Source organism: Neobacillus sp. PS3-40 (genome assembly GCF_030915485.1).
In the GTDB taxonomy this organism is placed as follows: domain Bacteria; phylum Bacillota; class Bacilli; order Bacillales; family Cytobacillaceae; genus JAUZPL01.
Genome location: NZ_CP133266.1, coordinates 3926955 through 3953617, shown reverse-complemented (window position 1 = coordinate 3953617; position 26663 = coordinate 3926955). Strand labels below are relative to the sequence as shown.

The window sequence follows — 26663 nt, the reverse complement described above, 5'->3', positions numbered from 1 at the left end:
CAATGGTTAAGCGAATCACCTCCTATGCGGACTATCCTAGCATCCTACTTTAATAAAAAGTTACAAGTAGATTTAATTTTTTGATAGTTTTATAGTAAAATAGGTTAATATGATGGTCGAAATCAAAGATTAAAGTGCTGTAAACGATTACAAACTTCTTCAACAAATTTACCCTATCATTTTTATGAAGGGTTAAATTGCTATTACCCATTTTGATCATATTCTACAGACTACAAGAACCTACAAGAACCTACAAAATCGAAAAAAATAAATTTAGATTTTTTAAAATTTTTTAATTTGATCAAAATTAATTGGAAGTGATCTTATTCGTGATAAATTATTAGCCTGCCTGTTTATGATGGTTACTATCCCCACTGCTGGTGAGTTGAAGTTCTACCCTTTTATTGGTGCCGATCTTAGAATAAGCATGGGAACATCCGTTTTTTTCTTTACATTGTTATGGTCACGCAAAATCCATCCCATTATTGCTGGATTTTTAACTGGGAGTGCGGTCGTTACTTTTCGAGTATTTCTGGATAGAGTTCAAGTTGATTCATTCCAGTTCCAGACCTCATTTAATTCCCATTTTCCTGTCTTTTTTTATTACTTTATATTTGCTTTGTTTTTTTATATTTTTAAACTTAAAAATATGAATGAACGACCGCTTCTTATTGGATTGCTTGGTATCGTGCTTGAAGTCATATCCAATTTGGTTGAGTCTTCCATTCGCCATTTCACGACCCATATGCAAATTACTTCCTATACCGTCTTTATTATTGTAATGGTTGCTATTATTCGCAGTTTCTTCGTTCTTGGTTTTTTCAATATTCTCATCTTAAGAGACACAAGATTAGCTGAAGAGGAGCAGCGAAAGCGGACCGAGCAGATCTTACTATTAATTTCAAATTTATACGCAGAGATGTTTCAATTGAAAAAATCCATGAAAAATGCAGAGGAGTTAACAAGTGCCTGCTACAGGCTCTATCGTGATTTAAAAGATCTTAACCATCAAGAGCATGCACAAGCAGCACTTAAAATTTCAGGGGAATTGCACGAAATCAAAAAAGATAATCAGCGAATTTATGCAGGTCTATCAAAATTAATGGCTAAAGAAAAATTAGATGATTTTATTAGCATAGAAGAAATTATTGCCGTTATTACTCGTTCGAATAAAAACTACGGAGAAATGCTAGGCAAAACGGTAGATTACAAGGTAAATATTTCTGGTAATCATCCTTATTACCAGACATTTATCCTCCTTTCCCTGATGAATAATCTTGTCTCAAACGCTGTTGAAGCGATAATCCAGGAAGGGCAGATTGTGTTAACCGTTGAAAAAGCTGATGAAATGATCAAAATAAGTATAAGTGATAATGGATGCGGGATTTCTCCGAAAATCAAACCATTTATTTTTGAACCTGGTTTTACAACAAAATATGACCAAATCGGAATTGCCTCAAATGGAATCGGCTTGTCATACATTAAGAATGTCATTGAAAATATCGGGGGTAGAATTAAACTGATTGATTCAATGGAATCAGTTGGAACCACCTTTGAAATTCTGCTTCCGGTAGCAAGTTTAATTGAAGAGGATGATGATCGTGAACTTTTTTATTGTTGATGATACGGCCACCATTAGGGGGATGCTGTCAAATATTATTGAAGACGAAGGAATGGGGACAATTGTGGGGGAAGCAGAGGACGGCTCAGAAGTCTTTCCCCATACCCTTGCATCACAAAAGGTTGATATCCTCCTTATTGATTTGCTCATGCCAGGTCGCGATGGAATTGAGACAATTAGGGAAATAGCTCCATTGTTCCGCGGGAAAATCATTATGATCTCTCAAGTTGAAACGAAGGATTTGATTAGTGAGGCCTATTCACTTGGAGTTGAACATTATATAACAAAGCCTATTAACCGGCTTGAGGTAGTGAGTGTTCTTATGAAAGTGCGCGATTATGTTTTACTAGAAAAATCTCTCCATGATATTCAAAATTCATTAAACTTCTTGACTTCTCGGACACAAAAACATTCACCGGAGAACGTTCAGCGGAGCAAACAAAATACCATACTATCATCAGTAAATTCAATCTTTCTGGAACTAGGGATTATTGGTAAGAACGGCGAAAAAGATCTGTTAGATCTTTTAACAGTTTTACATCAACTAGACAAAGAGAGAATTCGCGAAGTCCCTCCTTTAAAAGATTTGTACGAGAGGGCAATAGAAATAAGGTTCGGTTCTACCGTTTCTCCCCAAGAAAAAAGGAAAGAAGTAAAAGCAAGTGAACAACGGATTCGCCGAGCGATCCAACAAGTGCTTGAGCACATCGCTTCACTCGGGTTAATCGATTACGGAAACCCAACATTTGAACATTATTCATCCAAATTGTTTGACTATAGCCAAGTGCGAATGAAAATGCTTGAGCTCGAAGGAAAAATTCACAATGGCACAACAAACACAAGAATCAACATTAAAAAATTCATCCAAGCATTATTCATGGAAGCAAAAGGGCACGAGGAAGCATAGGAGGAAGCATAGGGACGGTTCTCTTGCTTATAAAAGGCACAACTAGCGGAGATTAGCTGGTTGTGTTTTCGTGTTATCTTATGTAAAGACCCATGCGCAAAATTTTACGTGTTTCAACTATTTTCAAAAAGCAAAGCCCTCTTTAAGGGATATCCTTAAATGAGGGCTTTATTTTCGAACTATTATTTCATTGTTGCTTTTCGATGCTCATCGAAATCGAATACGCATTCTTTCAATGGAACTACCTTTGTTTTCTTTATAAACTTATAACCCAGCCACATTACAAGGAATAATGGAATTCCTAGATAGGCAGCAATTACACTTCCCCAATCAATGTGATCACTCGTAAAGGCTTGATAGTTCTGTGCCATTAAGACAATAAAACAGAGCGCAAATGCAAAGATTGGACCGAATGGAAACCATTTAGAACGGTAAGGAAGATCCGACAATGAATATCCTTGGGCAACATAAGCTTTTCGGAAACGATAATGACTAGCTGCAATACCAAGCCAAAAAATAAATCCGGTAACACCCACTGAATTCATTAGCCAAATATAAACCACGCCATCACCGAAATACGATGCAAAAAACGCTAACATCCCGACAATCGTCGTTGCAATTACAGCTGGAACAGGAACACCCCGTTTATTGATTTTGGCAAAAATACGCGGTGCAAGCCCATCTTTTGCCATTGCATACATCATCCGACTTGTTACATAAAGGCTTGAATTTCCTGCTGATAATACCGCAGTTAATATAATCGCGTTCATTAACGATGCTGCAAATGCAAGTCCTACCTTTTTAAATACCATTGTAAATGGACTTACCATAACCGAATCGCTTGTTAAACTGCTAGTAGTATAAGGAACAATTAATCCAACTACAAGAATGGCAAGACAATAGAATAAGAATATCCGCCAAAAAGTGCTACGTATAGCACGTGGGACGTTCTTTACTGGATCCTCACTTTCACCTGCTGCAACACCAATTATTTCTGTTCCTTGGAAGGAAAAACCAGCTGCGATGAAGATACCTAAAGTAGCCATTATCCCACCTGCAAACGGAGCATCACCAACGGTAAAGTTCTTAAAACCAATTGGTTTTCCATTCATAATACCGAAAATCATTAGCACACCAACAAAAATGAAAACAATTATCGTTGCTACTTTAATAAAGGAAAACCAGTATTCGCCTTCCCCGTATCCTCTGACAGACAAATAGTTAAGTAAGAAAATGACGACCAAAAACAATAAACTCCATAAAAATGAAGAACTGTGAGGAAACCAAAATTTCATAACCATTGTTGATGCAGAAAGTTCAGCGGCAAGTGTCATCGCCCACGAGTACCAGTAATTCCAGCCTAAGGCAAAACCTAAGGATGGGTCAATAAAACGGGATGCGTATGTACTAAATGCACCACTTACTGGCATAAATGTTGCCAGTTCACCTAGGCTTGTCATGATAAAATAAACCATAATCCCAATCACAGTATAAGCAACAAATGCTCCACCAGGACCAGCATTGTGAATGGCTGGGCCGCTTCCAAGAAATAGCCCTGTACCAATTGCCCCTCCTAATGAAATCATAGTTAGATGGCGTGCTTTTAACTTTCTTTGTAATTTGTTTGAAGACTGTTCAGTTTCTGGAGATAGGTCCAACTGAGTATTTTGCATGTTATACCTCTTCTTTTAGAAAATTTTATTAGTAATAAAAGCGCTTTCATAAAAAATAGGAAAAATTGCTTTGTTAAACTCAAAACCCTAACCTTTATCCCAAACTTTAACGCCCTTATCAGGCGTTACGCTTTATTACCACCTCCAATATGTGTTCCAAATTTACATAAGTGTTAAATTCTTCGTCTAATGTTAATTTTTAGAATAGACTAATAATTAATTATATTATAAAAGTTTAGTTTTTATCATGTCAACGATTCTTTTGCATATTTTAAAAGGTTATCAATCTAATAATGTACCGTATTAAAGCTTTTAATATAAAAATTTACTATTCACCAAATTTTTTCGTAAAATTTTAATACTATAATTATGGCAGCTACAATTGCTCATCTATTTTTTTAAAAAATCACCGATTATCGAGCACCTCAGGGCGATGATTAGGCGTAGTTGCCATTTATGCACTAGTAGAATTTATGGATATACATTCTGCTTAGCTAAAAAATAGCTCTGGCTTTCTGTTTCTACTCATTGATAGTGTTGTATTTTAAATCCCCAATCGGAAAAAATCACTCCCCGACTTCGGAAGTGATTTTTTTGATTAAATGGCATACATAGGAACTTAGCGGTGCAACAAGATTACTCGAGTTTTGACAGGCACCAATATCGATCATTCATTTCCACAGATGTGGTGGTCAAACACTAATTTTCTAGATTCGGTGCCATGGACCAGTAGAATACCAACTTACAAGAATGCAATCAGCCAATCCCCGCTCAATCACAAAAGAACAGACTCTCTCTTAATTTCTGCACAGCTCCCTTTCGCCACTGCTTAATTGCCGAGATCGATACTCCCTCTTTCTTCGCGATTTCCTTTACAGACAAGCAATGGTGGAAGGAATCTATCACCCATGTTGTTTCTTTTTGAGTTAAATGATCACAAAAAGTGAGTAAGATTTCTTTTTCAAATGGCCGTGCAAAGTTGGTGTCTTCGACCGTTTCCCAATATTCCTCCTTCGGATAGACATTTCTTTCTTCCAGTTTACTAGACTTTGTTAATTCACTTAAAATCCTGCCTTTAATATACGAATAGGCGTAATTTGTGAAGCCTCCTTTTTCAGCTTCAAAGCATTCTTTTGCATCCCATAGCCCAATTAACCCAATTTGATAGAATTCTTCGAAATTTTTATAAATTCCTAGTGAATGGATGATTTTGTGTATCATTGGCTTGTACTGTATAGCTAATTGATCAAAGCTTTCCACTTGCGAATCCCTTCAGGATAGCGCGCTTTCCAATGTATTCCCGGGTAGCTTTAACATACCTGGAAAACAGGAATACATCGAATTTCGTCCTTTCACATTTGAATGCAAAAATTGATATTATTAGTCGCTTTTTACTGTCAAAATTCACATTTGATGTCGACTTTTAGCAATTTCATGCACGAACCATATTAATTGGGATACAGCTGTTTAGATATCTGGCTTTTTCTTGATCTATGTAATGGAGAATCTAGAAATGATTGTGTTTCAAAAATAAAGATAAAATTAATTTGGGAAATTTCTACTTTTTTTACAAAAATTGATTTACTTTACATAATTAATATGTTTATAATGGTGTCAATAGAATATTATGAATATTCTGTTACGGTTTATCGAATGCTAAAAGGAGGCTGTTGCTAGAATAAGAAGGAATGATTACATGGGTCTTTTTTACCAATAAAAGGCTAATTATCCGATAAATTTTTAAAAGCAAGTCTTACGATGGAACATAGGCTTTTGCTACCGAAGATTCCGGACATACCTCATTTTAACTCCATTTGAAAATGCATATTGTCTTATTAATGCAAATAAAGAAAACTTGCCGATTGTTGAGCCCCTAAAGCGATGACAGAGGCGTAGTTCCCTTATACGCTAGCAGAATTTATGGTTATATATTCTGATTAGCTTCTCCAAGATTGCTCCATAACAAACTAGATTTCTTTGAAACTGTACAAATGATTCTCACAGTCGTTGTCGAATTAGTTCATGCTACTTCCTTTCACTTTATTCAGTTAGATAAAATTGGATATATTGCTAGAAGAGCAATATATAAGGAGACTATTATATGGAGATCAATGATCATGTGATTAATGAAAATACAGTCCTGTTTACTGGAGAGTATGATAAATGGGGTAACCTTTGTACAAGAGTGATTGAAGGAGTGAACTCATTTGTGGTGAATGAATCACCTGTCGATCAAATTGATAAGACATTATTAAACTATGGCTCTAGCTTCAGCGGTGCACTTCAAGGCTCCAAACATATTCTTGGTCCAATGAAGATGTACCCTATCAAAATAAATGAAAACAAAGACATCTGGTTATTTCCAACCAAATCTTTTAAAAAGAAAAATTGTGTATGGTTCAATCTTTATCATGTCATTAGAACCAAAGCACAAGGTGTTCAGAAAACAGAGGTGCTAACCACTTTCGGTCATTCATTCATTATTAATATGAAGGAAAGTGCTTTTAACAATAAACGCCAAAAGGCACAGCAATTAAGAGAAATCATTTTAAAAGATAATATGCCTCCATTAGAAAGATGCTTTAAAATCATTGAGGAATCAGACACCATCCAGATCACAAATCAAACCAAAGAGAATTTGCATTGACTACATAGCAGTTTAATTTGGATACCATAATCAATCGCCCCTGTCATTAGAGGGTAAAGAAAAAGCCCCCTAAATTAGAAAGTTCTTTTAAACATGCCTGTTGATTTCCGCTCCAGGTGCTCAGCGAACGCGGTCCTTTCGCACCTTCCACTCCAATCAACAGATTGTCAAAATCAAACTTGCACTACAACATAATCAATGAAAAAAAGGTATAGTACCTCATTGCCTGAGTGAATTATACCTTTTTTTACTTTATAATTTTAGTGAATGTGGGGTCAGGTCCCTTCCGTGAGTGGTGCCAGACCTAATTACAAATGTTTTTCAATTTGTGCTAGGACTTCTGCAGCTAGTTCGTTTGTATCTTTAAAGTTTTTTGAATCAATAGGTTCAGAATAATGCAAAGAGACCTTGGTAACTTTATTTTTCCCCTTTTTCCCGATCAATTTGTAAGAATCCTTAATGGAAACAGGAATGACTTTAACTCCCGCTTTCATAGCAATTCTTAAACTACCTGATTTAAAATCTCCAACTTGTGGACCTTTACTTCTAGTTCCTTCTGGGAAAATAGCCATTGAATGACCTAATTTTAAATTACCAATGGCTTGGTTTATAGCTGTTAAGGAACTACGAGCATTCCCTCTATCGATAAACACACAGCCTTGCTCTTTCATCCAATATCCCAAAAAAGGAATTTTTTCCATCTCTTTTTTTGCAACAAATGCCATAGATTGAGGTGCTGTTGAATATAAAAGGGGAATATCCATATTGCATTGATGGTTCCCAACATACAAAACGGGTTCATTTAAAGGAACATTTTCTGTTCCTGAAACTAATACTTCGGCACCTGAAATTTCAACTAGTTTTTTTGTGCATTTTAAAACGACCTTATTTATTAGTTCACCTTTTTCTTTGTTCTTACCAGCTTTACTTAATCTATTTATGGTAAATGTTTTGTTTAGTTTACTTAAAATATAACTCCACAAATATCCTTGAAATATTAGAGTTCGCATATTTTCCCCTTTTCACCTTAATGTTTGGCTCTATTAAATTTGCCTGTTGATTTCCGTTCGTTTGATTTTTCATAATGATTCGATATTATCCTTTAGTATATGATAACGATTATCATTATTACTTGATTAAGATCAAGTTTTATTATTTTTTTCAATGTTGCTAGATAGATTAGATTTAGGTTATTGACTAAATTTTATTCACACGCCCATTCATTGGACACTTATCATGCATACAGTACATTACGAAGGACTATTCTTCTTTGCTAAAAATTAGGCTTGAATACCATAAGAATTAAAGTATTTACTGAAAAAAAGGAGATGTATTTACATGATAAATCAAAGACCAGCTTTCGGGGGACACCATGGGGGACATTACGGAGGTCATGGTGGATACGGAGGACACGGTGGTTTTGGTGGTTTTGGTGGTCACGGTGGTTACTATGGAGGTCATCACGGCGGTTATGGGGGACACTATGGATATGGAGGCTTCGGCACACCATTTCTTGGGGGCGTGTTAGGAGGACTAACGCTTGGAGCATTATCATCAGCAGCAGCTTACCCATATCCGGTTCCATATCCAACCCCTTACCCAGCTCCCTACCCATATGCAGGGTATCCATATTATTAATAGAATAAGAAACTAATCTCAAAAGACTGGCTCAAAAAGTCGATACTAATTGACTAAATTGAGCCAGTCTTTCTATTTGTTGCGAATTTTATTTAGACTTTAAGAATGATCTTACCTCTACTCATCACCTCTAGTTCTTTGATTTTCCTTTATGATTCCAAGTTCATAGACTGTTTCTCCTTACAGATAGTTCACAGCATACATAAACCGCGAGAAATTCCCACCAAAAATTGGCCTACGAACCATTTTTAGGAAGTCGGAAAATTATGAGTGAGGACCTATTATTGAAATGCAAAAGTTTACAATAGATTTTAAGCTGAGAATGGTAATTTTGTTGATTATTGTTCAAATGTTTGTAACACCTCTTTTTTAAATATGATGTACAATTTTCATGTATATATTTTTAAAAAAAAGGATGATGACAGGAACAAGATTTGCAGCATTTAGCCTACTTTTTAGAAACAAGTTTTAGAGTCTTATATGTTCGTAATAATCTCTCGATAAAATTTTAGGAGGAAGTTGCTTTGGTTCAAATACTACTTTATATACTTTTGGTATTATGTTTATTTGTTTTTATTAATGATTTGAAAGAACTACATAAAAAGGATATAGAATATTTAAAAAGTATAGGAAGAGAAGAAATTAAACAATATATTGAAAAAACGTTTGAAAAAGAAAATTATAAAATTTTTAAATCTTTCCTAGATGCAGAAGGTAAATTAAGACATATTATCTATTTATCTCACTCCGAGTGGTTTAAAACCCCGGAGCACAAATGGTATGATATTTATGCTACAAATAACGGCTATTGTCACGAATTAATGGAAGAATAATATTTATAAATATCAATTATTTTCTTTTGTTGATTATTGAATTCGGTAGACTTTAAAAGTAAAAAACATCGGTATTTTTTTACCGATGTTTTTATTTTTAAGTAAAATCCCTGATTGTGTTGCTTATTAGGCAGCTTCGGCTCTGATTTTCTTTACTTTGGCGTTTTTTATTTTGCATTTTACGGAAGGCGTATTCAGACACCACTATGTCGTAGGGTGGTGTTGGTTCTGGAGGTGGGGAATAATATTATTATCGGATAAATTCGTTTGACGGATATAATAAATTTTTGACGGATAAATCACCTAGTTTGACGGATAAAAGTGGTTTTTTGGCGGATAAACAATGATTTTCTGCGTATCGGGGCATTTCTAGGGTGCCTGGCATCACCTATATTTTTGTTTTAACGTATCGGAGTATGACACCAAAATTAGATTTTAGAATCATGGGCTTTTTCCCTGCCAATCCGCTACTACACCAAGGAGTGCAGGCACATAAACATGTTAAACCTTCACTAGTCCCATTTTAAAAAAGTTCGTTTTAACACACCACTATATGTGGAGTTAGGCCCCTTTTTTAAAGCGAGAGAAAAAATGCTTTGTTTAACCTTTTTCTTCTTGTTAAAATACTAGTAATAAGAAGTCGGAGGCTATAATGTATAATACGTTTTTCATTTTCCATTTTTTCGGTTCTATATGTGTATTTTCAGCAGCAGTGATAACTTTTTTGAACATGATGAGAATGGTCTTTTCAAAAGAAACAAAAGCAATGTGGATTTGTTCCTATTGGGCCATGAAAATGGGACAATTTTGGTTCTTTAGCATTGTCTTAATTCTGGTTACTTCTATTTATCTATCCTTCTCACGTTGGGGTTGGGAGTTCCCTTGGATTGATGTTTCTTTCGTGATGCTCATTGTGATGATGGCATTATGCCCCATCATCCTACGCAGACTGAAAGAGATTCACCAAGCAGCCGATGCAGAAACGAATGACGTTTCCTCATTTAAATTGATGGAAAAAGTCCGAGGCCACAGCTTGTGGAATTCTCTCTCGATTATGACAGTACAGGTTGCTGGCATTATCCATCTCATGATTGAAAAACTAGGAACAATTGGCTCACTTCTTACCTTTTGCATCACGTTGATTTTGGGTTTTCTTTTATCCAAAGCCGTTTTACATCTTGCCAACAAATTAAATCCGCTATCCGTTGTCAACTCTACCGGAAAATCAATGCCGACTCATAATGAGAATCAATAGAAATATTGATTCCTTTTTTTTGTTGAGCAAAGAAAATGGTGCCTGACCCCACCTATGTTACCGCTTTAACGTGTCGGGGTTAATGCCCCAAAATTAGATTCTGGATTCATAGGCTTTTTTCCTGACACCAAGAACACTAATCTGTTACTAAGCCTGGGAGTGCAGGCACACAAACCTGTAAAACCTATCTAGTCACATTCCAAAAAAGACACATTTTAACACACCACCGCATGCGGGGTCAGGCCCTTTTTTTTACTTGAGTATTTTATAGGCTTCGATTAATCGTTGTAATCCAGTAATGATTTCAACGATTAGAAAGACAATGGTCCAAAACACGATGTGGGATTGGAAAAGAACCATAAGAGAAAATAAGATAAACCCCTCGGTTCGTTCTGCAAGGCCAGGCTGATAATAAAATGATTTCATGCTCTCTTTTTCCGATAATGCACCAACGGTCAAAAAAACAGTCATTGTAAAAATGATAGAAATAGCAAGGAAAAGAAACCATAATAAAACCGATGGATCTTGATGCCGAAACGCTAAGGCAACTAGAATTCCCGCCTCTACAATACGGTCAAGTGTAACATCTAAGACAGTACCCCAAGGTGTTGAAGTTTTACTCCTTCTTGCCATACTTCCATCCACTGCATCAAGGAAACCTGAAAGCCAAAGAACAGCTACCCCTGCAACTGGCTGTTTTAAATAAACAAGGACACTGGCAAAAATTCCGATTAAAAAAGCAATAATGGTTACATGGTTAGCTTTTAATCCCATTTTTAAAAAAACGAATGCTGTTTTCGAAATAATGGGCTGTACTACAGCTCGTCCATGGGTATCGAGCATCGCTTTTCCCTCCCTTACTTTAAATTATTGATGATACCAAATAATCCGCTCAAAAGGTATTTTTATGTATACTTCCTCATTCAATTCAGGAATGGAGTTCCATTCAATACTATTTATCTCTAATAAACAATCATCAGATTTTACGATAACAGAAAATCCGTCATTTCCAGGTATAATTTTTATAACGATTCCTGAAATAAAACCTAGTAGTTTTTCTTCTTTGCTGATTTCAGGTAGTAACTGTTTATCAATAAGTTGTAAACCATTAGCAGGGATCCAGCCTCTTTCCTTTGTAGGGAGGGTTGATAAATCGCATTGAAAACATTTTTGCCATTGTTCCCGAGTAAGACGGTTTGGTAGAGATAAAAAAGATGCTATTTTCTCAGAGGAAGGTTGTTGGTAAAGTTCTGCTGGCCTCCCAGCCTGCTTTAGAGATCCCTCTATCATAATACCAATCCGGTCTGCCACCGAAAACGCCTCATCTAAAAAATGAGTGACCCAAATAATCGAGAATTGGTTCTCTCTCTGAAAATGATATAACCAGTCGATCAGCTCTAGTCTTAAAGGTGTATCCAATGATGCAAACGGTTCGTCCAAAAGGAGGAGATCCGGTTTTAGAATCAATGTCCTTCCCAAGGAGACTCGCTGCTGCTGTCCACCCGAAAGCTGATGTGGGTATCTGTCCTCCAAACCATCGAGTTGCAAAATTTTTAAAAATTCACCTGCTTGTACCGTTCTTTCTTTCCGGGGGACACCTTGCACACGTAAGCCAAATGAGATATTTTCAAGCACCGTTAAATGAGGAAATAGCCGTGGCTCTTGAAAAACCATCCCTACTGTCCCGGTGCCATTTTCCCAGCATTGCTCACCTGAAGCGATAGGTACTAATCCAGCTATTCCTTTTAAAAGCGTAGTTTTCCCACTACCTGACGGCCCCATTAACACAAAAATTTCACCTGATTGAATATGCAATTCAAAATCAGTAATGATATTCGCTTCCTGGTAATGAATGTTAATCTGCTTTAGGAGCATGTTCTCCCTCCTTCCTGGATTAAGACTTTCTTCTAGCTGTTACCTTTATTAAAAGCAAATAGATCACCAACAGTAAGAAAACAGGCAAAAAGAACCAAAGACTATAAGCAGACACCAAAGAGGAGCTTCCGCTGCTTGCATATGGAAATATAACGAGCGGAAGTGTTAACAAAGTTCCTCCACTCATAATCCATGTCGGCAAATATTGACTTAGTGAGATGATCACCACTAATAAACTGCCTAATAGTATAGATGGTCGAAGTAAAGGAAATTCGATCAGCCAAAAGATTTTCCATGCATTCGCCCCAAGCAGGCTGGCAGCTTCTTGAATTTTCCGTCCAATTAATCGAAACTGAAACCATATTGTCGCGATAAAATATGGTAAGGTCACGATTAGATGTCCAAGAGCCACACTAATATAAGGATTCAAAAATTCTAATCTTAAAGCGAGATCGTGCATCCCAATGATAGAAACCGTATAGGGAATAAACAATGGTGAGAGCAGGATGATAAATACTGCTATTTTTCCTTTACATTCATGTTGCGCTAATGCCTTCGCTGCCGGTAATCCAAAAATCAAATTCCCGATGAGTGTCAGTACTGCTACGATTAAGCTGTTATTTAACCCCGAAATAGCCATCCCACTATCCGAAAAAAGATAATGCCAAGACTCCCAACTCATCTTTTCGGGCATTAACAATGGCCATGGCCACTGTTTCGTAAAGCTCCATATGACCAAAGGGATAAATGGAAGAAACAGGAATAAACTAAGCAATATGATGAAAGAGGTATTGGTTTTTCTTAATAATTTAATCTTTCTCACCATACTCTTCTCCCCTGTTTATACCACTTCAATTGCAAATAGATTAAAATGATGCCTGTAATAAGTGAGATCACTGCTAAAATCATATTCATGGCAATGGCAATCGGCTGACGGTCTAATCCAAACTGGGAGTATTCCTGCCATGCCATTACCGGGACCGACCCAAAAGATGTTCGTGCCAATAAAGCCGGAATCTCATAGGCTCCAAGCGTAAATGCAAAGACCACCCACATACCTCCTGCCCATATCGGCATGAGCATCGGAACGATAACCCAAAGAACAGTTTGCGTAAGGGAAGCTCCTAATGATGCCGATGTCTCCTTCCAGTCTGAAAGTAATTTCAAAATGAACGGATAAATGAGCAGGACGATAAACGGAACTTCTTTCCATAGATAAGCCAGAATGACGCCGATACCCCAGTCATCATGAATGAGGATTGGAAAATTTTCAAATGAATCGATTAAACCTAAATGAAAGGCAAACCGTGAGTACCAACCGCTTTGCATAAATACTTGCATCAGGATATAGGCAGCTAATAAATGAGGGATTCCCATCGGTAGTTGGAGTAGAATATAGACCCACTTCCATCGATATGAACGTGCAGCTAAAAACAACGCAGCAAGCAGGCCAATCATCCCCGCTAACAGGGCGGTCAATAAGGCTATTCCTGCTGTTACTCCAAGCGAATGGGCAAATGAGAGATTGGCAAGCTCCTTATAGGCCCAAAACGAATCATGATGTGATAACGAGGTCATCCCTGTTTGACTGTTAACACTTAAATAAAGGGACCGCAATATTCCACCAATAAAAAAGCACAACATAAACAAAAGGGCTGGGAGAAGCCCCAACAGCCCTTTATATTTTTTTATTTGAAAGGTATTCTTAGTGATTCGCAACATTGTCCATCCATCCTCGGTCAAGCCATTGGACATATTCGGCACCAATTTCAGGTACGCGATGATTTGCTAACTCTTCCTGGGAAAGAGTTGCCGGCCCTCTATCGATAGCATCCATTGTTTTCTTATCTTTTTCCGACAACCGATCTACAGAGAGTGATGTATTTTCACCCCAATACTTTAGATCCATCTTTTCCAGCTGTGCAGAAGGTGATAAAAGGAAGTTAATGAGAACCAAAGCCCCTGCAGGGTTTGGAGCATTATAAGGAATAGCCAAAAAGTGAGTATTTGATAGAGTTCCCTTATCAAGTACAAAAGTTTTCGTAGAGGCAGGAAATTCACCTTTTTTGATTAAGTTTGAGGCATTTGCTTCATCATAGCCCATTGTCATCCATACTTCTCCGTTCGTATACAATTGTTCCAATTGTGACAATGACTGGGGATATGATTTTCCCTCTCTCCATAAATATGGTTTCATTTCATTTAAAACTTTCCATACTTGATTTGCATCATTTTTAATTAATGATTCATCATATTTATTTAAATACGCATTGTAGTTTTTACTTTTTTCATGTAAGACATGGCGGATAAATGCACTGCCTGTAAAATCTGGTGGAGCAGGATAAGTAAACTTCCCAGGGTATTTCTTTACCCAATCCAACAGCTCATCAATCGATTTTGGAGGTTGAGAGATTTTGTTTGAATCATAGGCAAAAACAAATTGTACCTTTCCCCAGGGAGCTTCATACCCCTCCGTAGGAAACCCAAAGTCATACTTCGTATCAGCCTTGTCCACATTTACATACTGGTTAAAGTTAGGTAAAACCTTCGTAATTGGGCCCATCAACAAATTTTGTTCTTTGGCTGTTTTAAAATTTTCCCCATTGATCCAAAGAACATCCATCTCACCGGATTTTTTCCCGGCCCTTTTTTCAACCATTAACTTATTAATAAACTCTTTTGCATCCATTGGATAGCGTTTTACTTCAATATTATATTGCTTCTTCAAACGGGGGGCAACCCAATCATCTATATATTGATTAATTCCTTCGTCCCCGCCCCACATAAAAAAGTTAACTTTCGTTCCACTTGCCTGGTCCGCGATACTTTTCCAATCTTTATTTAAAATATTTTTATTACTTTGTTGACTTACATCCTTAGAACTATTGGAACACCCTGATAAGATGAAAATAAACATCATTACTACACTAAGAATTTGTTTTATTTTAATCATCACTTCTGTTTACAACTTCCTTTACATTCAAAATACCCCTCTAATAATCCGAGGCAAAAATACAAAGCAAATCCAAAACCATGCACGCGTAAATATAATTCTAAATTAAGAGTTGAAAAAAAACTATACAGGTTATAAAGCATGATTCCAACTAAAAGAATCCATCTTGTATGCCAAAGTAGCTTTTGCATTTTTCTAGCTAATTGCATGCTCATTTTGCCCTTTTTCCTTTCCATTTATATGGAAGTTTTATAATCGTTTCCGGTTCTGCGATTTCCCCCAAGTAATGAATAGCATCTAGGAGAATCCGCCTTTGAAATTCTGTTTCTCCCGCCTTCCCATAGCTACGTCCTAAAGGGAAACGTAAATGCATTGCCCTTGGAACCCTGACCTTTTTGGTTAGATCAACTAGGTGTGAAATAGAAATAGTCGGGATCCCAGCCTGTTCAACTGCATTCTGAATCAATCCCACGGATTGATGGCATATATATCAGCCAGGATTTAAAATGACAGCATCCACTTGATCATTTTGTAACTGCTGAACAATGAACGGAATGGACTCTTCAAGAAGAGGAGCTGTATTTGGAATATACCCCATTAAACCATAATGGTTAGCCGCAACCTCCTTGATGATTCCCTCAGCAGCTAGTTCCCGAAGTCGTGCTAATGGAAAAACACAGTTAATGTCTTGATCGGCATCACTCCGATCAAAATGTGTATGACTAATCATTAAATCCTTATCCTCAGTTGCCCTGGGGATTAGTCTAATTGTAGGATCACCTGCATCAACATCAAACACAGGCTGGCTTTTTAAATGAACACCTGCTGTTGTAATAAGTGCAACAACGGATTCATTTGCAGGCTTCGTAAATTTAGTAAATGGAATACTGCCTTTATTCGTATGAATCATATACTTAGCTCGATAACCAACAATCGACTCAATCAACCTGTTTCCGGATAGCTTCATCATTTCTCCCCCTTTCTGACATCCAGAATAATCCTCCTGCTAAACTCGATAAAGTAACAAGAAAGAAAAACAATAGTGAAACAGAGACCGCAATTTCACTCGGAACCCCTAGCTCATTGAAGAAAAATATATAACAGCCCTCGCGTACGCCAAATCCATTTACACTTACAGGGAGCATAGTAATGACAGAAATCAGTGTAATAATCATTAATAATTCCAGCCAAGGTAAATCAATTCCCAAGGATAAAAATAATAATTGATTAATCCACGCCAAGCCAACCTGAAACAGGATTGACAAAACTCCAATTGACAGCCACCAGTTAAATCCATTCCTGCGATAAGTCTCCGCTGTTGAAACCATTTTTTCAAGTGAACCTTTCACTAAAAATAGCATGTTACCCATTCTTGTTGGATTTTCTTTAGCCTGCTCACTCTCTTTCGTATTTGTTTTTTTCATCCATTTGCCTGCGATGATAAAAAGAATCAAGCATACTCCAGTTATCAATAAAACGGATAAAACAACTGATTTTGATGTTTTTACAGAAAAAATGGACACAATGGCAATTCCAATAAGAGCAATCCCGCTAGTTAACCGTTCAAACGCCACCGATGCGGCAGCAGATGGAATCCCTGTAATCCTACCTAAATAGTAAACCCTTACGACATCCCCGCCGACACTTCCTGGTAAAAAATTATTAAAAAATAATCCAATATAATAGAAACGCCCCAATTTATTTAATGAGGCGTTTTCTCTTTCAACTTTGATTAATGAAGAGTCAACAAGTAATTTCCATTTCCATACACTTGATGCCACTGTCAATTGAATAGCCAGGAAGGCTGCCATAAAATATGGCATTGATCCCTTCCTGACCACTTCTAACATTTTATCCCATTCAATCATATGGAGAATCCACAAAATTAAACTGATACTTCCAATGATCCTAATCAACAATTGGGTTTGTGCTTTTTTTGTTTTGTTTGGTAAAGAAGACATTAAAGATGATCTCCTTGTTTGCTTTTGCCTTTTGCCTTCCACTTAGGCCGAATAATCATCCCGATTACAGCTAAAGCAATCACAATCGTGAACATAAAGAATAAGATTTTTACAGTGCTCGTCGCATTTTGACCTAGGTAAGAATACAGAATGGTTGCTGGCAATTGGCCCAGCCCTGTAGCCCAAAAGAATTGCCAAAATGAAATAGATGTTACACCTGCAGCATAGCTCACCAAATCAAAGGATACAATCGGTAAAAGCCTTGCAATAAAGACAGCCTGTTTTCCATACTTGGCAAAAAATTGATCCCACCAACTTAAAGCTTTTTTCGTTACCATTTTCTCTACAACTGGCCTGCCTAAAAATTTAGCTATATAAAAACAAATGATCGCACCAAGCATGGCGCTGCTCCATGATAAAACAGCACCAAAAACCCAGCCAAATAAAAGACCATTCGCAAACGTAATGACGAAAGCCGGAAGCGGAGCAATAATGGATTGAAATACCATTAAAAGGGCTGAAACAACTACTGCAAGCGGCCCAAATGAAAGTAAGTAATCCTTGAACCCTAATACATCAGCATCTTTTAAAAAGCTAATTGATTTATTAATCGAATCTTGGATTTCTCCCTGTCCTAAGTAGAGCAACAAAAAGAAAGTAATGATTCCAAATAAAAACATCATCCCAAATTTTCGAAGTCTTGAAAGGTTATTCCAGTTATTAGGACCTTTTTTTTGGAGCTTTGGTACTTTACTAAAGGAGAATACAAGGGCTGTAAGCCCTAAAACAAACATGATTATTAAAAGGTTATTCATCCCATCTAAAGATAAAACGTCTTCTAGGAACAATGCTTTTCTTGCTGCATATGCCGGTATTATCGTAAAACTCCCATCTTTTATTGTGAAGAACAGGATAATAGCAATGCTGAGAATGGAAATCACAATGCTTTTCCGTTTTGATTCCCAGTAAGCAAATTTTTTAGCATTTAAAAAAACACTCAAAAAGTAGAACCATAGACACGTCAAAATAGAAATCGTTATAAAGTACTCACTGTCGAAACGCATATCAATCCAAGTAGATTGAATGATGATCAGATCAAGCGCCATTCCAATCAGAAAGAATAGGAATAATGCTGCAGCTAATCGAATAACAATATTCATTATATTTATCATGATATCACCTGTTATTTCACAATCGAATAAGTTAAGACAACAGGAGTACCATCCTTAGGAAGGACTTTCGCATTGCCATGGAATTGTGCTTTTCCACTTTGGAATGTACCGACAGGTTGATTTGCATTACTTGTAATACCAGCAGGACAGCTATCAAAACACATATAGCAGCCAGTCATTTTTGCCATTTGTGTGTCATAGTTGCCACCAAAACGATAATCTAGGTTCTTTCCAGTCGAATCAACCATTACTTCATTGATGTCATACACTTTTTTCGCATCTGCCCAAGTAATAGACACCTTTACTTGGTCCCCTTTGATAACCTTGCCGCCATCAGCAGTAATCTTAAACTCTTTGCTTGTATCGCCGCCTTTTTCGACAGCAGGAACTCCGCCAATCTCAATCAATGCTTCATTAAACTTTAACGGGTTGGCATAAGCTTTTAATACTGCTTGGTCACCATATGCTCCTCCAACCCAATTTAATCCGTGACGAGTTGGGGTTACTAAATACTTCCCATTAACCGTTGCATAAACTTTAACTACTTTATTTTTCTTATCAACATAAATAGGATTATCCTTACTTACTTCCTGAACTTTTTCCTTGTTATTTTTTTTAGCTGGTTGAGTTGTATTTGAAGAACAGGCAGCTAAACCAAAAACTGCAATAATAGCTAAAATGAACAGTTTAAAATAATTATTTCTTAATTTCATGTTATTTCTCTCCCTTTTACATTTTTCGACAATTTTTTAAAACAAAAAAAAAAACACTTATTCTGTTAAATTATAAAAGAGTAACCTCCCTACGACTTGTCTTTACCTTGCCCAACTATATATAAATAAAAAACTAATCATAAATATATTGAAAATAGATTGGCAAATGTTGAGCTAATAACATTATAAATAATAAAAAACCCAATTATCATTCATATTATCGATAAAACAACTTAAAATATATCTCTTTTTTCGATAGGCTATACTAAACCTGCCTGTTGATTTCAACGGATAGTTGCTGTGCACCAGTTGGGACTCCCTTGTCCAAAAAATTCAAAAGCTTATAAAAAGTTAACTTCAGCAGTAGATTATCAGCCTTCCTAACTATATCAAAGCTTATTTATTAATTTTAATCTCTATCTTAACGCTTTAACGTGTCGCACCAAAGTTTTATTAACATGTGTAGATCATCCATCAGATCTCACTTAAAATCCATCCCACACATACATATCTTTCAATTTGCCCACGGACAGTGCCTGACGCTGAGATTACATTGTTTTGACGGATATAATAAATTTTTGACGGATAAACCAATTAGTTTGACGGATAAAAGTGTTTTTTTGACGGATAAACAATGATCTCCTGCTTATCGGGGCCTTTCTGGGGAAAAAAGTGCCTGGCACCACCAATATTTTTGCTTTAACGTATCGAAAAAATGGTGCCTGATCCCACCTATGCTAACGCTTTAATGTAGTGGGGGTATGGCACCAAAATTAGATTCAAGATTCATAGGCTCCTTTGCTGACACCAAGTACACTAATCTGTTACTACACCAGAGAGTGCAGACACACAAACATGTTAAACCCTCACTAGTCCCCTTCCACCACCATATGTGGTGAAAGGCCACTTTTTTCGGCACCTTTTTCCAATTACACTTTAAACTTTCCAACTGCTTCTTGTAGTTCTTCTGCCATTTTAGAGAGTGAAGTTGCTGAAATTGTAATTTCCTCCATAGATGCAGTTTGTTCTTCTACTGTTGCTGCAACATTTTGCGTATTTCCAGAGGATTGTATAGAAATATTAGAAATGGCTTCCATACCTTGAACCAAGCTTATCGAACTAGCATTAAATTCTTCTACAATTGCTGAAACTTCCTGCGATTGTCCCGAAATATCTTGAACCATCCTTACGATACTATTGAACGAATCACCAGTTTGCTTCACCATATCAATTCCTTGTTTTACCACTTCAGTGCCTTGATTCATAGTAGACACTGCCTTATCAGATTCTGACTGAATTTCTTCAATCAATTGACGAATTTGATCTGTAGCTTTTGCCGATTGTTCAGCTAATTTGCGAACCTCATCTGCTACTACTGCAAACCCCTTACCATGTTCTCCAGCTCTTGCAGCTTCAATGGCTGCATTGAGGGCTAAAAGATTAGTTTGACTCGCGACTTGGGTAATCAAACCAATAATCTGGTCAATTTCTTTAGTTTTATTTCCAAGAGTCAAAACTACCTGAGCAATTTGATTTACAGTATCTTGTACTTTACTCATCTGTTCCGTTGTTTGTATAACCAACTGCCTCCCATTTGTAGCCTTCTCATTCGCAGTTCCTGAAGAATCTGCTACTGCTTGAATGGAAGAAGCGGTTTGATCCATTCCACGAGATATTTCCATTACCACTTGGTTTGCACTAACAGCACTCTCAACTTGTTTTTCTAAGCCGCTTGCTACTTCTTGAATAGCCGTATTAATTTGCTCACTTGCTCTATTAGATTGCTCTGAACTGGCAGTTAATTGTGCTGCTGAAGTAGCCACTAATTCAGTATTTTTCTTTACTTGTATTATAATGTTACGCAGATTACCGCTCATTTTATTAAAGGATTGAGCCAATTGGCCTATCTCATCATTTGATTTTAAATTTATTTCACGAGTAAGATCACCCTCACCATCAGCAATTTCCTTTAACTGCTTATTTACTGCTAAAAGTGGGCGAGTGATCAGTCTTTTGGTAAAAACTAATGTCAAAATAATTCCTGCCAGGATCAAACCCAATCCAAGCATTAGAAGTTTTATAAGACTACGATTAATCTCTCTTAATTCATTACTCATTGAAAATTTAACACCTGCGACAAAATTGGTTTCGCCATTCACATGAAAAGGTGCGGTAACATCAATGGTATCCGCTTCAATAATTATTACTTCTTTATCTTGTTTGGCAGCCTTCAAATCTTCAGGATCCGCTTTTTTTCCAATATTTTTCGGATCAATAGAAGCAATTGCAGTTTCTCCATCTAGTTGGTAAACATCAAATTCTTCAATATCTTTTTGAAGTGATTTTAGTCGATTTAAATTTTCTTGAAATATCTGTGGTGTCACATTACTATTTAAAGTTGCGTCAACTGTTTGGATCACCCTAAGTGCTTGAGATTTTTTCTGATCAATCATCATATTTTTGTAATTTTGATAGGAATCAATGGTAAATATAGCAATAAGTAAAGATAATAAGAAACTAACTGTTAAAACTAATTTTTTTGATAAATTCAATGAAAGAAAAAAGCCCATCATATACCTCCAATAATTTAAAACAGATCCCAAAAATGAATATCTTCTATTTTTAAAAATTTTGATATATAACTATTCGCATCTTAACTTGGAAATATCCAATAAAACCACCAATCTACAGTTGCCAACACCTTTTGAATCATTACACAAACAGCTTAATCACCTCTTTTATTAATAGGTCTTGCGTGATTTTAACTTAAGTACATGGCAGGCTATAGTTACTTTGAATTATGAATATTTAAATAGAATTGCATTCATAGTGTAACTTTTAACCTAATAATAGGAATAAATTACTAAAATAACAAAATTAATACTATCAAATTATATAATACCTGTACACCGATTAAAGTTTAAAAACCCATGAACTTATATCAAGTTCGTTAATATGTAACACTTCTATGGTTCCGGCACCTTTTTAATTTATATTTCGATCCTTAGAGCTCGGTAAAAATTCCTGTGGAACTTTTTTTGTGAAACAAGATTATTTTGGGCGTACCAGACACTATAGGAATTTTGGGAAGGGGCTGCCCTATTACCTAACTTTTTCCTGATCAAAATATGGAGAGTATTCATTTGAGTTTGTTTCTAAAATAAAGAAAGAACAATACGGTAAGAAATTTGTAAAAATGGTGCCAAACCCCACCTGTGTTAATGGTTTAATGTGTCGGGAGGGAGGCACCAATGATATCCGTAAGCAATCCTTCATGTTGAATTTTATTATTAGATTTAGTACTTTTCATTTACGTTAAGCACTACTTTTCCTAAAATGGTCATATTTGGGATTTAGGACAGGAAGTAATTACACTTCAACCTCTAAATGATCACTAAATTTACCCCATTCTGTGCTTTCTCCAATATAAAAATTCTTAGTACCTTGAAGAATTTTTTTTGAAGCAAAGCAATAATCAATATGAAATGGTCTATCGCTTTTTTGTAGTTATGATAAGTTGCTTTACTCTCCGAACCGAAAAATGGTGCCTGCTCCCCCTAGGTTAATGCTTTAACGTGATGGGGGTCAGGCACCAAAGTTTTATTAACTTGCTGTAGAGCATCCATCAGAGCTCGCACCTAAAATTCATCCCACACATACAAATCTTTCAATTTGTCCACGGACGGTGCCTGACGCTGAGATTGCATAAAATGAACCTTATCTAAGCTTTTTCTATTCAATTTGCAAGGTAATTATCGGATAAATTCGTTTGAAGGATATATCCATTGTTTTGACGGATATAATAAACTTTTGACGGATAAACCAATTAGTTTGACGGATGATAGTGGATTTTTGGCGGATAAACAATGATCTCCTGCTTATTGGGGCCTTTCTGTGGCAATACCTAGGTAAGCTTCCGTCTTTCCTCCCCCAGTATGAAACCATTGTAAGTCGACTTTATGACGGTCTTCATGATCCATGTCACTTAGGCCGTTAATATTCACTAAAAAGAAAGTAATCTGAAACAAACTATCTCGATTAATATTGTTAGAATATATTACTTCTTCATAGTGTTAATGGAAGTATTTATAAACTTTCAGTAACCAAAAATGATTTCGATAGAAATTTCCTAGATATATTTTTACAAATTTATTACACTTTGCGTTTTTCCCCTTAAAAATGCGATTCCACAACTGGATAAAGGTATCACACGAAAGTAAATATAGTATAATTAAGCTGTAATTATTTGGTGATGAAAGGACAAAATGGGTGTTATCGGAAGCCATTTTCATTGCATCCGTTATTTTTAAAATGTGAATTTTCTCTTCAAATTTGTTACCTTCATAGAATTCTAGTTTCGTTGGTTTTTCGTTTTAGATCCCGTTGATTTTGCTCACTTATTCTCCTTTATTTTGATTCTAGTGGTAATCATAATTGCTTTTCTCAAGCATAAAGTAGTACAAATAAAGGGCTTTTCGTTTTTAAATATAAAAAAATAAATGAACTGATAAAAAAGGAGGGTGTGCTTTGAATTATAAAAAAATTATATTCGCCGTTTTTTTAGGGCTTATATTCATGGCTGGGGCTAGTTGGCTTTCGAGCGAAAAAATGAAGCATGATGATGCAAAAAAAGAAAAAGAGGTAAAAGTGGAAGCAGCAGCAACTGCAACTAAAGTGGATAAAGAAAAGAATTTTAATACGTACGTTGGAACTTGGATCGGGCAAGACGATAATTCCATCCACATTACAATCGCAAATGGAGATAAAAAGAATGCATATACCATAACGATTGCGCAAAAAGGAAAAGATACGAAGGTCATTTCGCTGCCAATCAAGGAAGATGGTACAGGTATTATGGTAGACGACAAAAAGATAGAATATCATGTGGAATTTACAAAGTTTTATGAAAAAAGCAGTAAGAGTTTTAAACCATCAATCGAAATTTACACAATTAGCGAAGGAAGCGATAATGCTTCTGAACAGGACACTTTTATTCGGGCCTTCAAGCAATAATAAATGGCTTATTTGAACTAATTCTTACATCCTTTAAAAGGTATCATCTTACTTGTTCATTATGTAACATGATATACAAATAAAAAAACACTTTCCATTTATTGGTGAAGTGCTTTTTTTATATCCAAAATACATAAATTATCCATACCTATAGAGGGTTAGGGTAAATTATTCATGGACGATACGTACAGCAAGGAATATTGTGTTCTGAGATCCTATTCTGGAGTACCCCTGCACCTCACCTAGCTTATAAAATCAGGATTATTTTTCAAGAAGCCTTCCCAAGCCATTTTTGCCCCATGTAGATTTTCTTCCCTTGAACCCTTAAGCCTATTTTCTGTTCCACCATAGCCTATTTCAAGCTCACCATTTTCAAATCCTTGAAAAATCGAATTTGCAAAGTCGTTTAGTGGTGCACCAAATGTATGTAGGCCAGCACCACCTAAATCTGTATTAACCGCTGGAGGGAAGATTTCAATCACTTCAATACTTGTTTGCGCCAATTGATGCCTTAACGAAACTGTAAAGGAGTTAATGGCTGCTTTTGTAGCACTATAGATTGGCACCCACACCCCAGGCATTAAGGCTAAGCCTGAAGAAACATTGATAATAGCAGTATCTTTCTGCTTTTTGAAATGAGGAATAAACAGCATTGATAGATGCATTGGGCCCTCGACATTTATAGCGATTTCATTTTGGTAATAATCCCAATCCTGATCCACATTTAATAGATTCACTCTTTGCTGAATTCCTGCGTTATTTACCAAAATATTTACTTGTGGATATTTACTTGTCACCCATTCATATAGCTCCTTGCGATCTTCCTTGTTTGCAACATTACAAACTCTTGTATGTAGTTGAGGAAATTTCGCTTTTGCCTCTTGAAGTTTTTCTTCGCGACGTCCAACAATAATCACTTCGTTCCCTTTTTTTAAAAATCGTTCAGCAAAAGCTAAACCAATACCGGAAGCACCTCCGGTAATTAAAATCGTGTTCCCTGATAAATTCATATGAATACCTCCTCTTCTTCTAATAATATACAAATTGAATATTCCCTGGAATAGTATTAATAATACCAGAATGTTGGTACCTGTTTACCAGTGTAGTTGTGAATTAAAGTAGTGGAGTCTAGTACGTATCTATTTCAGTTTTTTGATTTCTTTAAAAATACTTTTTTTTACTCTAATAAATGTCCATTCATTTCTTCTAAAACTGCATTTACTAACAAGAGAGGGAGGTGAGAAATATGAGTAATGAAAATTTCAAATCCAATGCTTATCGGCTTGTTGGACAAGATGTTGAAGTCATAACAACAGAAGGTAGATATACAGGCACCCTTTTATCTGTTGGAAGTGATTCACTTGTTTTACAAACACGAATTAGAGGCCAATTAGTACGATTAGTTATCCGCTTAGCGCTGATTGTTGCGCTTTTCCGGTTAATAGGCCCACGAGGAATTTTTTAGGGAAAAGCTCAATTTTTATAGCGCATAAGCGCTTTTTTTTTGAAACATATCATGTTCCAAAATAGTCATTTAATTTTTATTCCCAGCACACTTGCTCTTTTATTCCTTCACGTTTAAATTTCAATTTATTCTATGATATTAAAGAACCGATTCCGATCATATCCAAGCGTTTTTCCATATGACATATGTGTCTTATTAAACTAAAGCCCCTTGAACAAGAAAATAATCTTTGTTCCATATATAAGCATATTGCCTATCATTTCCACTCTTCCTTTAGCATTGCAAACAAGTATTCATCTGTATATTCTTCTTTATACCATGCATTTTTAATAAAGTGGCCTTCCTTTCTCATTCCAATCTTCTCAAGTAATTTAATAGAATTATTATTCCTAACTTCTGTTATAGCAATAACCCTATGTTTATTTAATACATTGAATATATATTCTAATAGGCATTTAATTGCCTCTGTTCCAAATCCTTTATTTTGATACATTGGATTTATTGTAAAACCTATTTCTACTTGATTTGTGTCTTGTGGCAAAGTGTGTATTGCACAATCTCCAATCAGGTTTCTGTTTTCCTTTAATTCAATCGCAATCTGAAACCAATTACCGGGAATGCCAGGTTCACAATTCATTTGCTCTTTTACAAATTTCACTGCTTGCTCAAATTTATAATCCCCCCATCCTTCTCCTTGATATAAGGCTACTTTAGGATTGGTCCTGTACTTAAAAAACACTTCTGCATCAGATTCCTTAAATTTCCTTAATATTATTCGTTCTACTTCTATATTACAAAACTTTACAATGCTCATATTAATTTCTCTATCTCCTCTTCTTCGTAATTTAATACTAATATATAGCTCTAACATCATTAATTAGGAAATGTTATATAACTATCCTTTTATTTACCTGCATATTCACTAATCACTGAAAAA

23 protein-coding genes are annotated in these 26663 nt (G+C 36.0%); 8 read left to right on the top strand and 15 right to left on the bottom strand.

The features are described from left to right. Positions 1-355 precede the first annotated feature (355 nt). Positions 356-1621 (top strand): ATP-binding protein, encoded by a 1266-nt coding sequence (locus RCG20_RS19275; RefSeq protein ID WP_308181751.1) that lies wholly within the window; start codon positions 356-358, stop codon positions 1619-1621. Next, entirely contained in the window at positions 1596-2528 is a 933-nt protein-coding gene (locus RCG20_RS19270; protein WP_308184403.1) for a response regulator, read from the top strand. Before RCG20_RS19275 ends, RCG20_RS19270 begins: the two co-directional genes overlap by 26 nt. Positions 2529-2710: 182 nt before the next feature. Here RCG20_RS19270 and RCG20_RS19265 read toward each other — a convergent pair whose 3' ends face one another. Beyond that, on the bottom strand, positions 2711-4201 hold the full coding sequence (locus tag RCG20_RS19265; RefSeq protein WP_308181750.1) for an amino acid permease: 1491 nt from the start codon (positions 4199-4201) through the stop codon (positions 2711-2713). 771 nt (positions 4202-4972) lie between these two features. Beyond that, complete coding sequence (locus tag RCG20_RS19260) at positions 4973-5461, bottom strand: sigma-70 family RNA polymerase sigma factor (protein WP_308181749.1); 489 nt, start codon at positions 5459-5461, stop codon at positions 4973-4975. 841 nt (positions 5462-6302) lie between these two features. Between RCG20_RS19260 and RCG20_RS19255 the strand changes: the two genes are divergently transcribed. Beyond that, positions 6303-6848 (top strand): competence protein ComK, encoded by a 546-nt coding sequence (locus RCG20_RS19255; RefSeq protein ID WP_308181748.1) that lies wholly within the window; start codon positions 6303-6305, stop codon positions 6846-6848. Positions 6849-7156: 308 nt separating this feature from the next. Here the strand turns inward: RCG20_RS19255 and RCG20_RS19250 are convergent, their stop codons facing one another. Next, positions 7157-7858: a lysophospholipid acyltransferase family protein gene (locus RCG20_RS19250; RefSeq protein WP_308181747.1), complete on the bottom strand. Its 702-nt coding sequence runs from the start codon at positions 7856-7858 to the stop codon at positions 7157-7159. Positions 7859-8186: 328 nt separating this feature from the next. On the opposite strand from RCG20_RS19250, the gene RCG20_RS19245 reads away from it, so the two are divergent. The 3 genes from RCG20_RS19245 to RCG20_RS19235 all read left to right on the top strand — a co-directional run bounded on the left by RCG20_RS19245 (position 8187) and on the right by RCG20_RS19235 (position 10574). Then, positions 8187-8486, top strand: a complete 300-nt coding sequence (locus RCG20_RS19245) for a cobalt transporter (protein ID WP_308181746.1) — start codon at positions 8187-8189, stop codon at positions 8484-8486. A 524-nt stretch (positions 8487-9010) separates the two neighbouring features. After that, positions 9011-9319, top strand: a complete 309-nt coding sequence (locus RCG20_RS19240) for a hypothetical protein (protein ID WP_308181745.1) — start codon at positions 9011-9013, stop codon at positions 9317-9319. Between the two features lie 652 nt (positions 9320-9971). Beyond that, positions 9972-10574 carry a hypothetical protein gene (locus tag RCG20_RS19235; RefSeq protein WP_308181744.1) on the top strand — a complete coding sequence of 201 codons (603 nt, stop codon included), beginning with the start codon at positions 9972-9974 and terminating at the stop codon, positions 10572-10574. 252 nt (positions 10575-10826) lie between these two features. Here the strand turns inward: RCG20_RS19235 and RCG20_RS19230 are convergent, their stop codons facing one another. The 10 genes from RCG20_RS19230 to RCG20_RS19185 all read right to left on the bottom strand — a co-directional run bounded on the left by RCG20_RS19230 (position 10827) and on the right by RCG20_RS19185 (position 21818). Then, a complete protein-coding gene (locus RCG20_RS19230; RefSeq protein ID WP_308181743.1) occupies positions 10827-11417 on the bottom strand; it encodes a CDP-alcohol phosphatidyltransferase family protein in 591 nt (196 codons plus the stop codon). Positions 11418-11441: 24 nt separating this feature from the next. Beyond that, a complete protein-coding gene (locus RCG20_RS19225) occupies positions 11442-12449 on the bottom strand; it encodes an ABC transporter ATP-binding protein (RefSeq protein ID WP_308181742.1) in 1008 nt (335 codons plus the stop codon). Between the two features lie 19 nt (positions 12450-12468). Beyond that, positions 12469-13275 carry an ABC transporter permease gene (locus RCG20_RS19220; RefSeq protein WP_308181741.1) on the bottom strand — a complete coding sequence of 269 codons (807 nt, stop codon included), beginning with the start codon at positions 13273-13275 and terminating at the stop codon, positions 12469-12471. Next, positions 13269-14171 carry an ABC transporter permease gene (locus RCG20_RS19215; protein ID WP_308181740.1) on the bottom strand — a complete coding sequence of 301 codons (903 nt, stop codon included), beginning with the start codon at positions 14169-14171 and terminating at the stop codon, positions 13269-13271. The genes RCG20_RS19220 and RCG20_RS19215 overlap by 7 nt, the downstream gene beginning before the upstream one ends. Next, positions 14155-15402 (bottom strand): ABC transporter substrate-binding protein, encoded by a 1248-nt coding sequence (locus RCG20_RS19210; RefSeq protein WP_308184402.1) that lies wholly within the window; start codon positions 15400-15402, stop codon positions 14155-14157. The genes RCG20_RS19215 and RCG20_RS19210 overlap by 17 nt, the downstream gene beginning before the upstream one ends. Positions 15403-15613: 211 nt before the next feature. Further along, complete coding sequence (locus RCG20_RS19205; protein WP_308184401.1) at positions 15614-16369, bottom strand: glycine/sarcosine/betaine reductase selenoprotein B family protein; 756 nt, start codon at positions 16367-16369, stop codon at positions 15614-15616. Further along, a complete protein-coding gene (locus tag RCG20_RS19200) occupies positions 16341-17363 on the bottom strand; it encodes a lysylphosphatidylglycerol synthase transmembrane domain-containing protein (RefSeq protein WP_308181739.1) in 1023 nt (340 codons plus the stop codon). Before RCG20_RS19200 ends, RCG20_RS19205 begins: the two co-directional genes overlap by 29 nt. Next, positions 17363-18535 carry a TVP38/TMEM64 family protein gene (locus tag RCG20_RS19195; protein WP_308181738.1) on the bottom strand — a complete coding sequence of 391 codons (1173 nt, stop codon included), beginning with the start codon at positions 18533-18535 and terminating at the stop codon, positions 17363-17365. The genes RCG20_RS19200 and RCG20_RS19195 overlap by 1 nt, the downstream gene beginning before the upstream one ends. Positions 18536-18546: 11 nt before the next feature. Further along, the gene (locus tag RCG20_RS19190) at positions 18547-19248 is read right to left on the bottom strand and encodes a YdjY domain-containing protein (protein WP_308181737.1); all 702 of its coding nucleotides are present in this window, start codon (positions 19246-19248) and stop codon (positions 18547-18549) included. Positions 19249-20177: 929 nt separating this feature from the next. Further along, positions 20178-21818, bottom strand: coding sequence for a methyl-accepting chemotaxis protein (locus RCG20_RS19185; RefSeq protein ID WP_308181736.1), 1641 nt, complete (start codon positions 21816-21818; stop codon positions 20178-20180). Positions 21819-23775: 1957 nt separating this feature from the next. Here RCG20_RS19185 and RCG20_RS19180 point away from each other — a divergent pair. Then, positions 23776-24261: a hypothetical protein gene (locus RCG20_RS19180; protein WP_308181735.1), complete on the top strand. Its 486-nt coding sequence runs from the start codon at positions 23776-23778 to the stop codon at positions 24259-24261. A 242-nt stretch (positions 24262-24503) separates the two neighbouring features. Here RCG20_RS19180 and RCG20_RS19175 read toward each other — a convergent pair whose 3' ends face one another. Continuing rightward, complete coding sequence (locus RCG20_RS19175; protein WP_308181734.1) at positions 24504-25271, bottom strand: SDR family oxidoreductase; 768 nt, start codon at positions 25269-25271, stop codon at positions 24504-24506. A gap of 236 nt (positions 25272-25507) precedes the next feature. On the opposite strand from RCG20_RS19175, the gene RCG20_RS19170 reads away from it, so the two are divergent. Further along, the gene (locus tag RCG20_RS19170) at positions 25508-25726 is read left to right on the top strand and encodes a hypothetical protein (RefSeq protein WP_308181733.1); all 219 of its coding nucleotides are present in this window, start codon (positions 25508-25510) and stop codon (positions 25724-25726) included. A gap of 256 nt (positions 25727-25982) precedes the next feature. Here RCG20_RS19170 and RCG20_RS19165 read toward each other — a convergent pair whose 3' ends face one another. Next, a complete protein-coding gene (locus RCG20_RS19165; protein WP_308181732.1) occupies positions 25983-26540 on the bottom strand; it encodes a GNAT family N-acetyltransferase in 558 nt (185 codons plus the stop codon). Between the last annotated feature and the right edge of the window lie 123 nt (positions 26541-26663).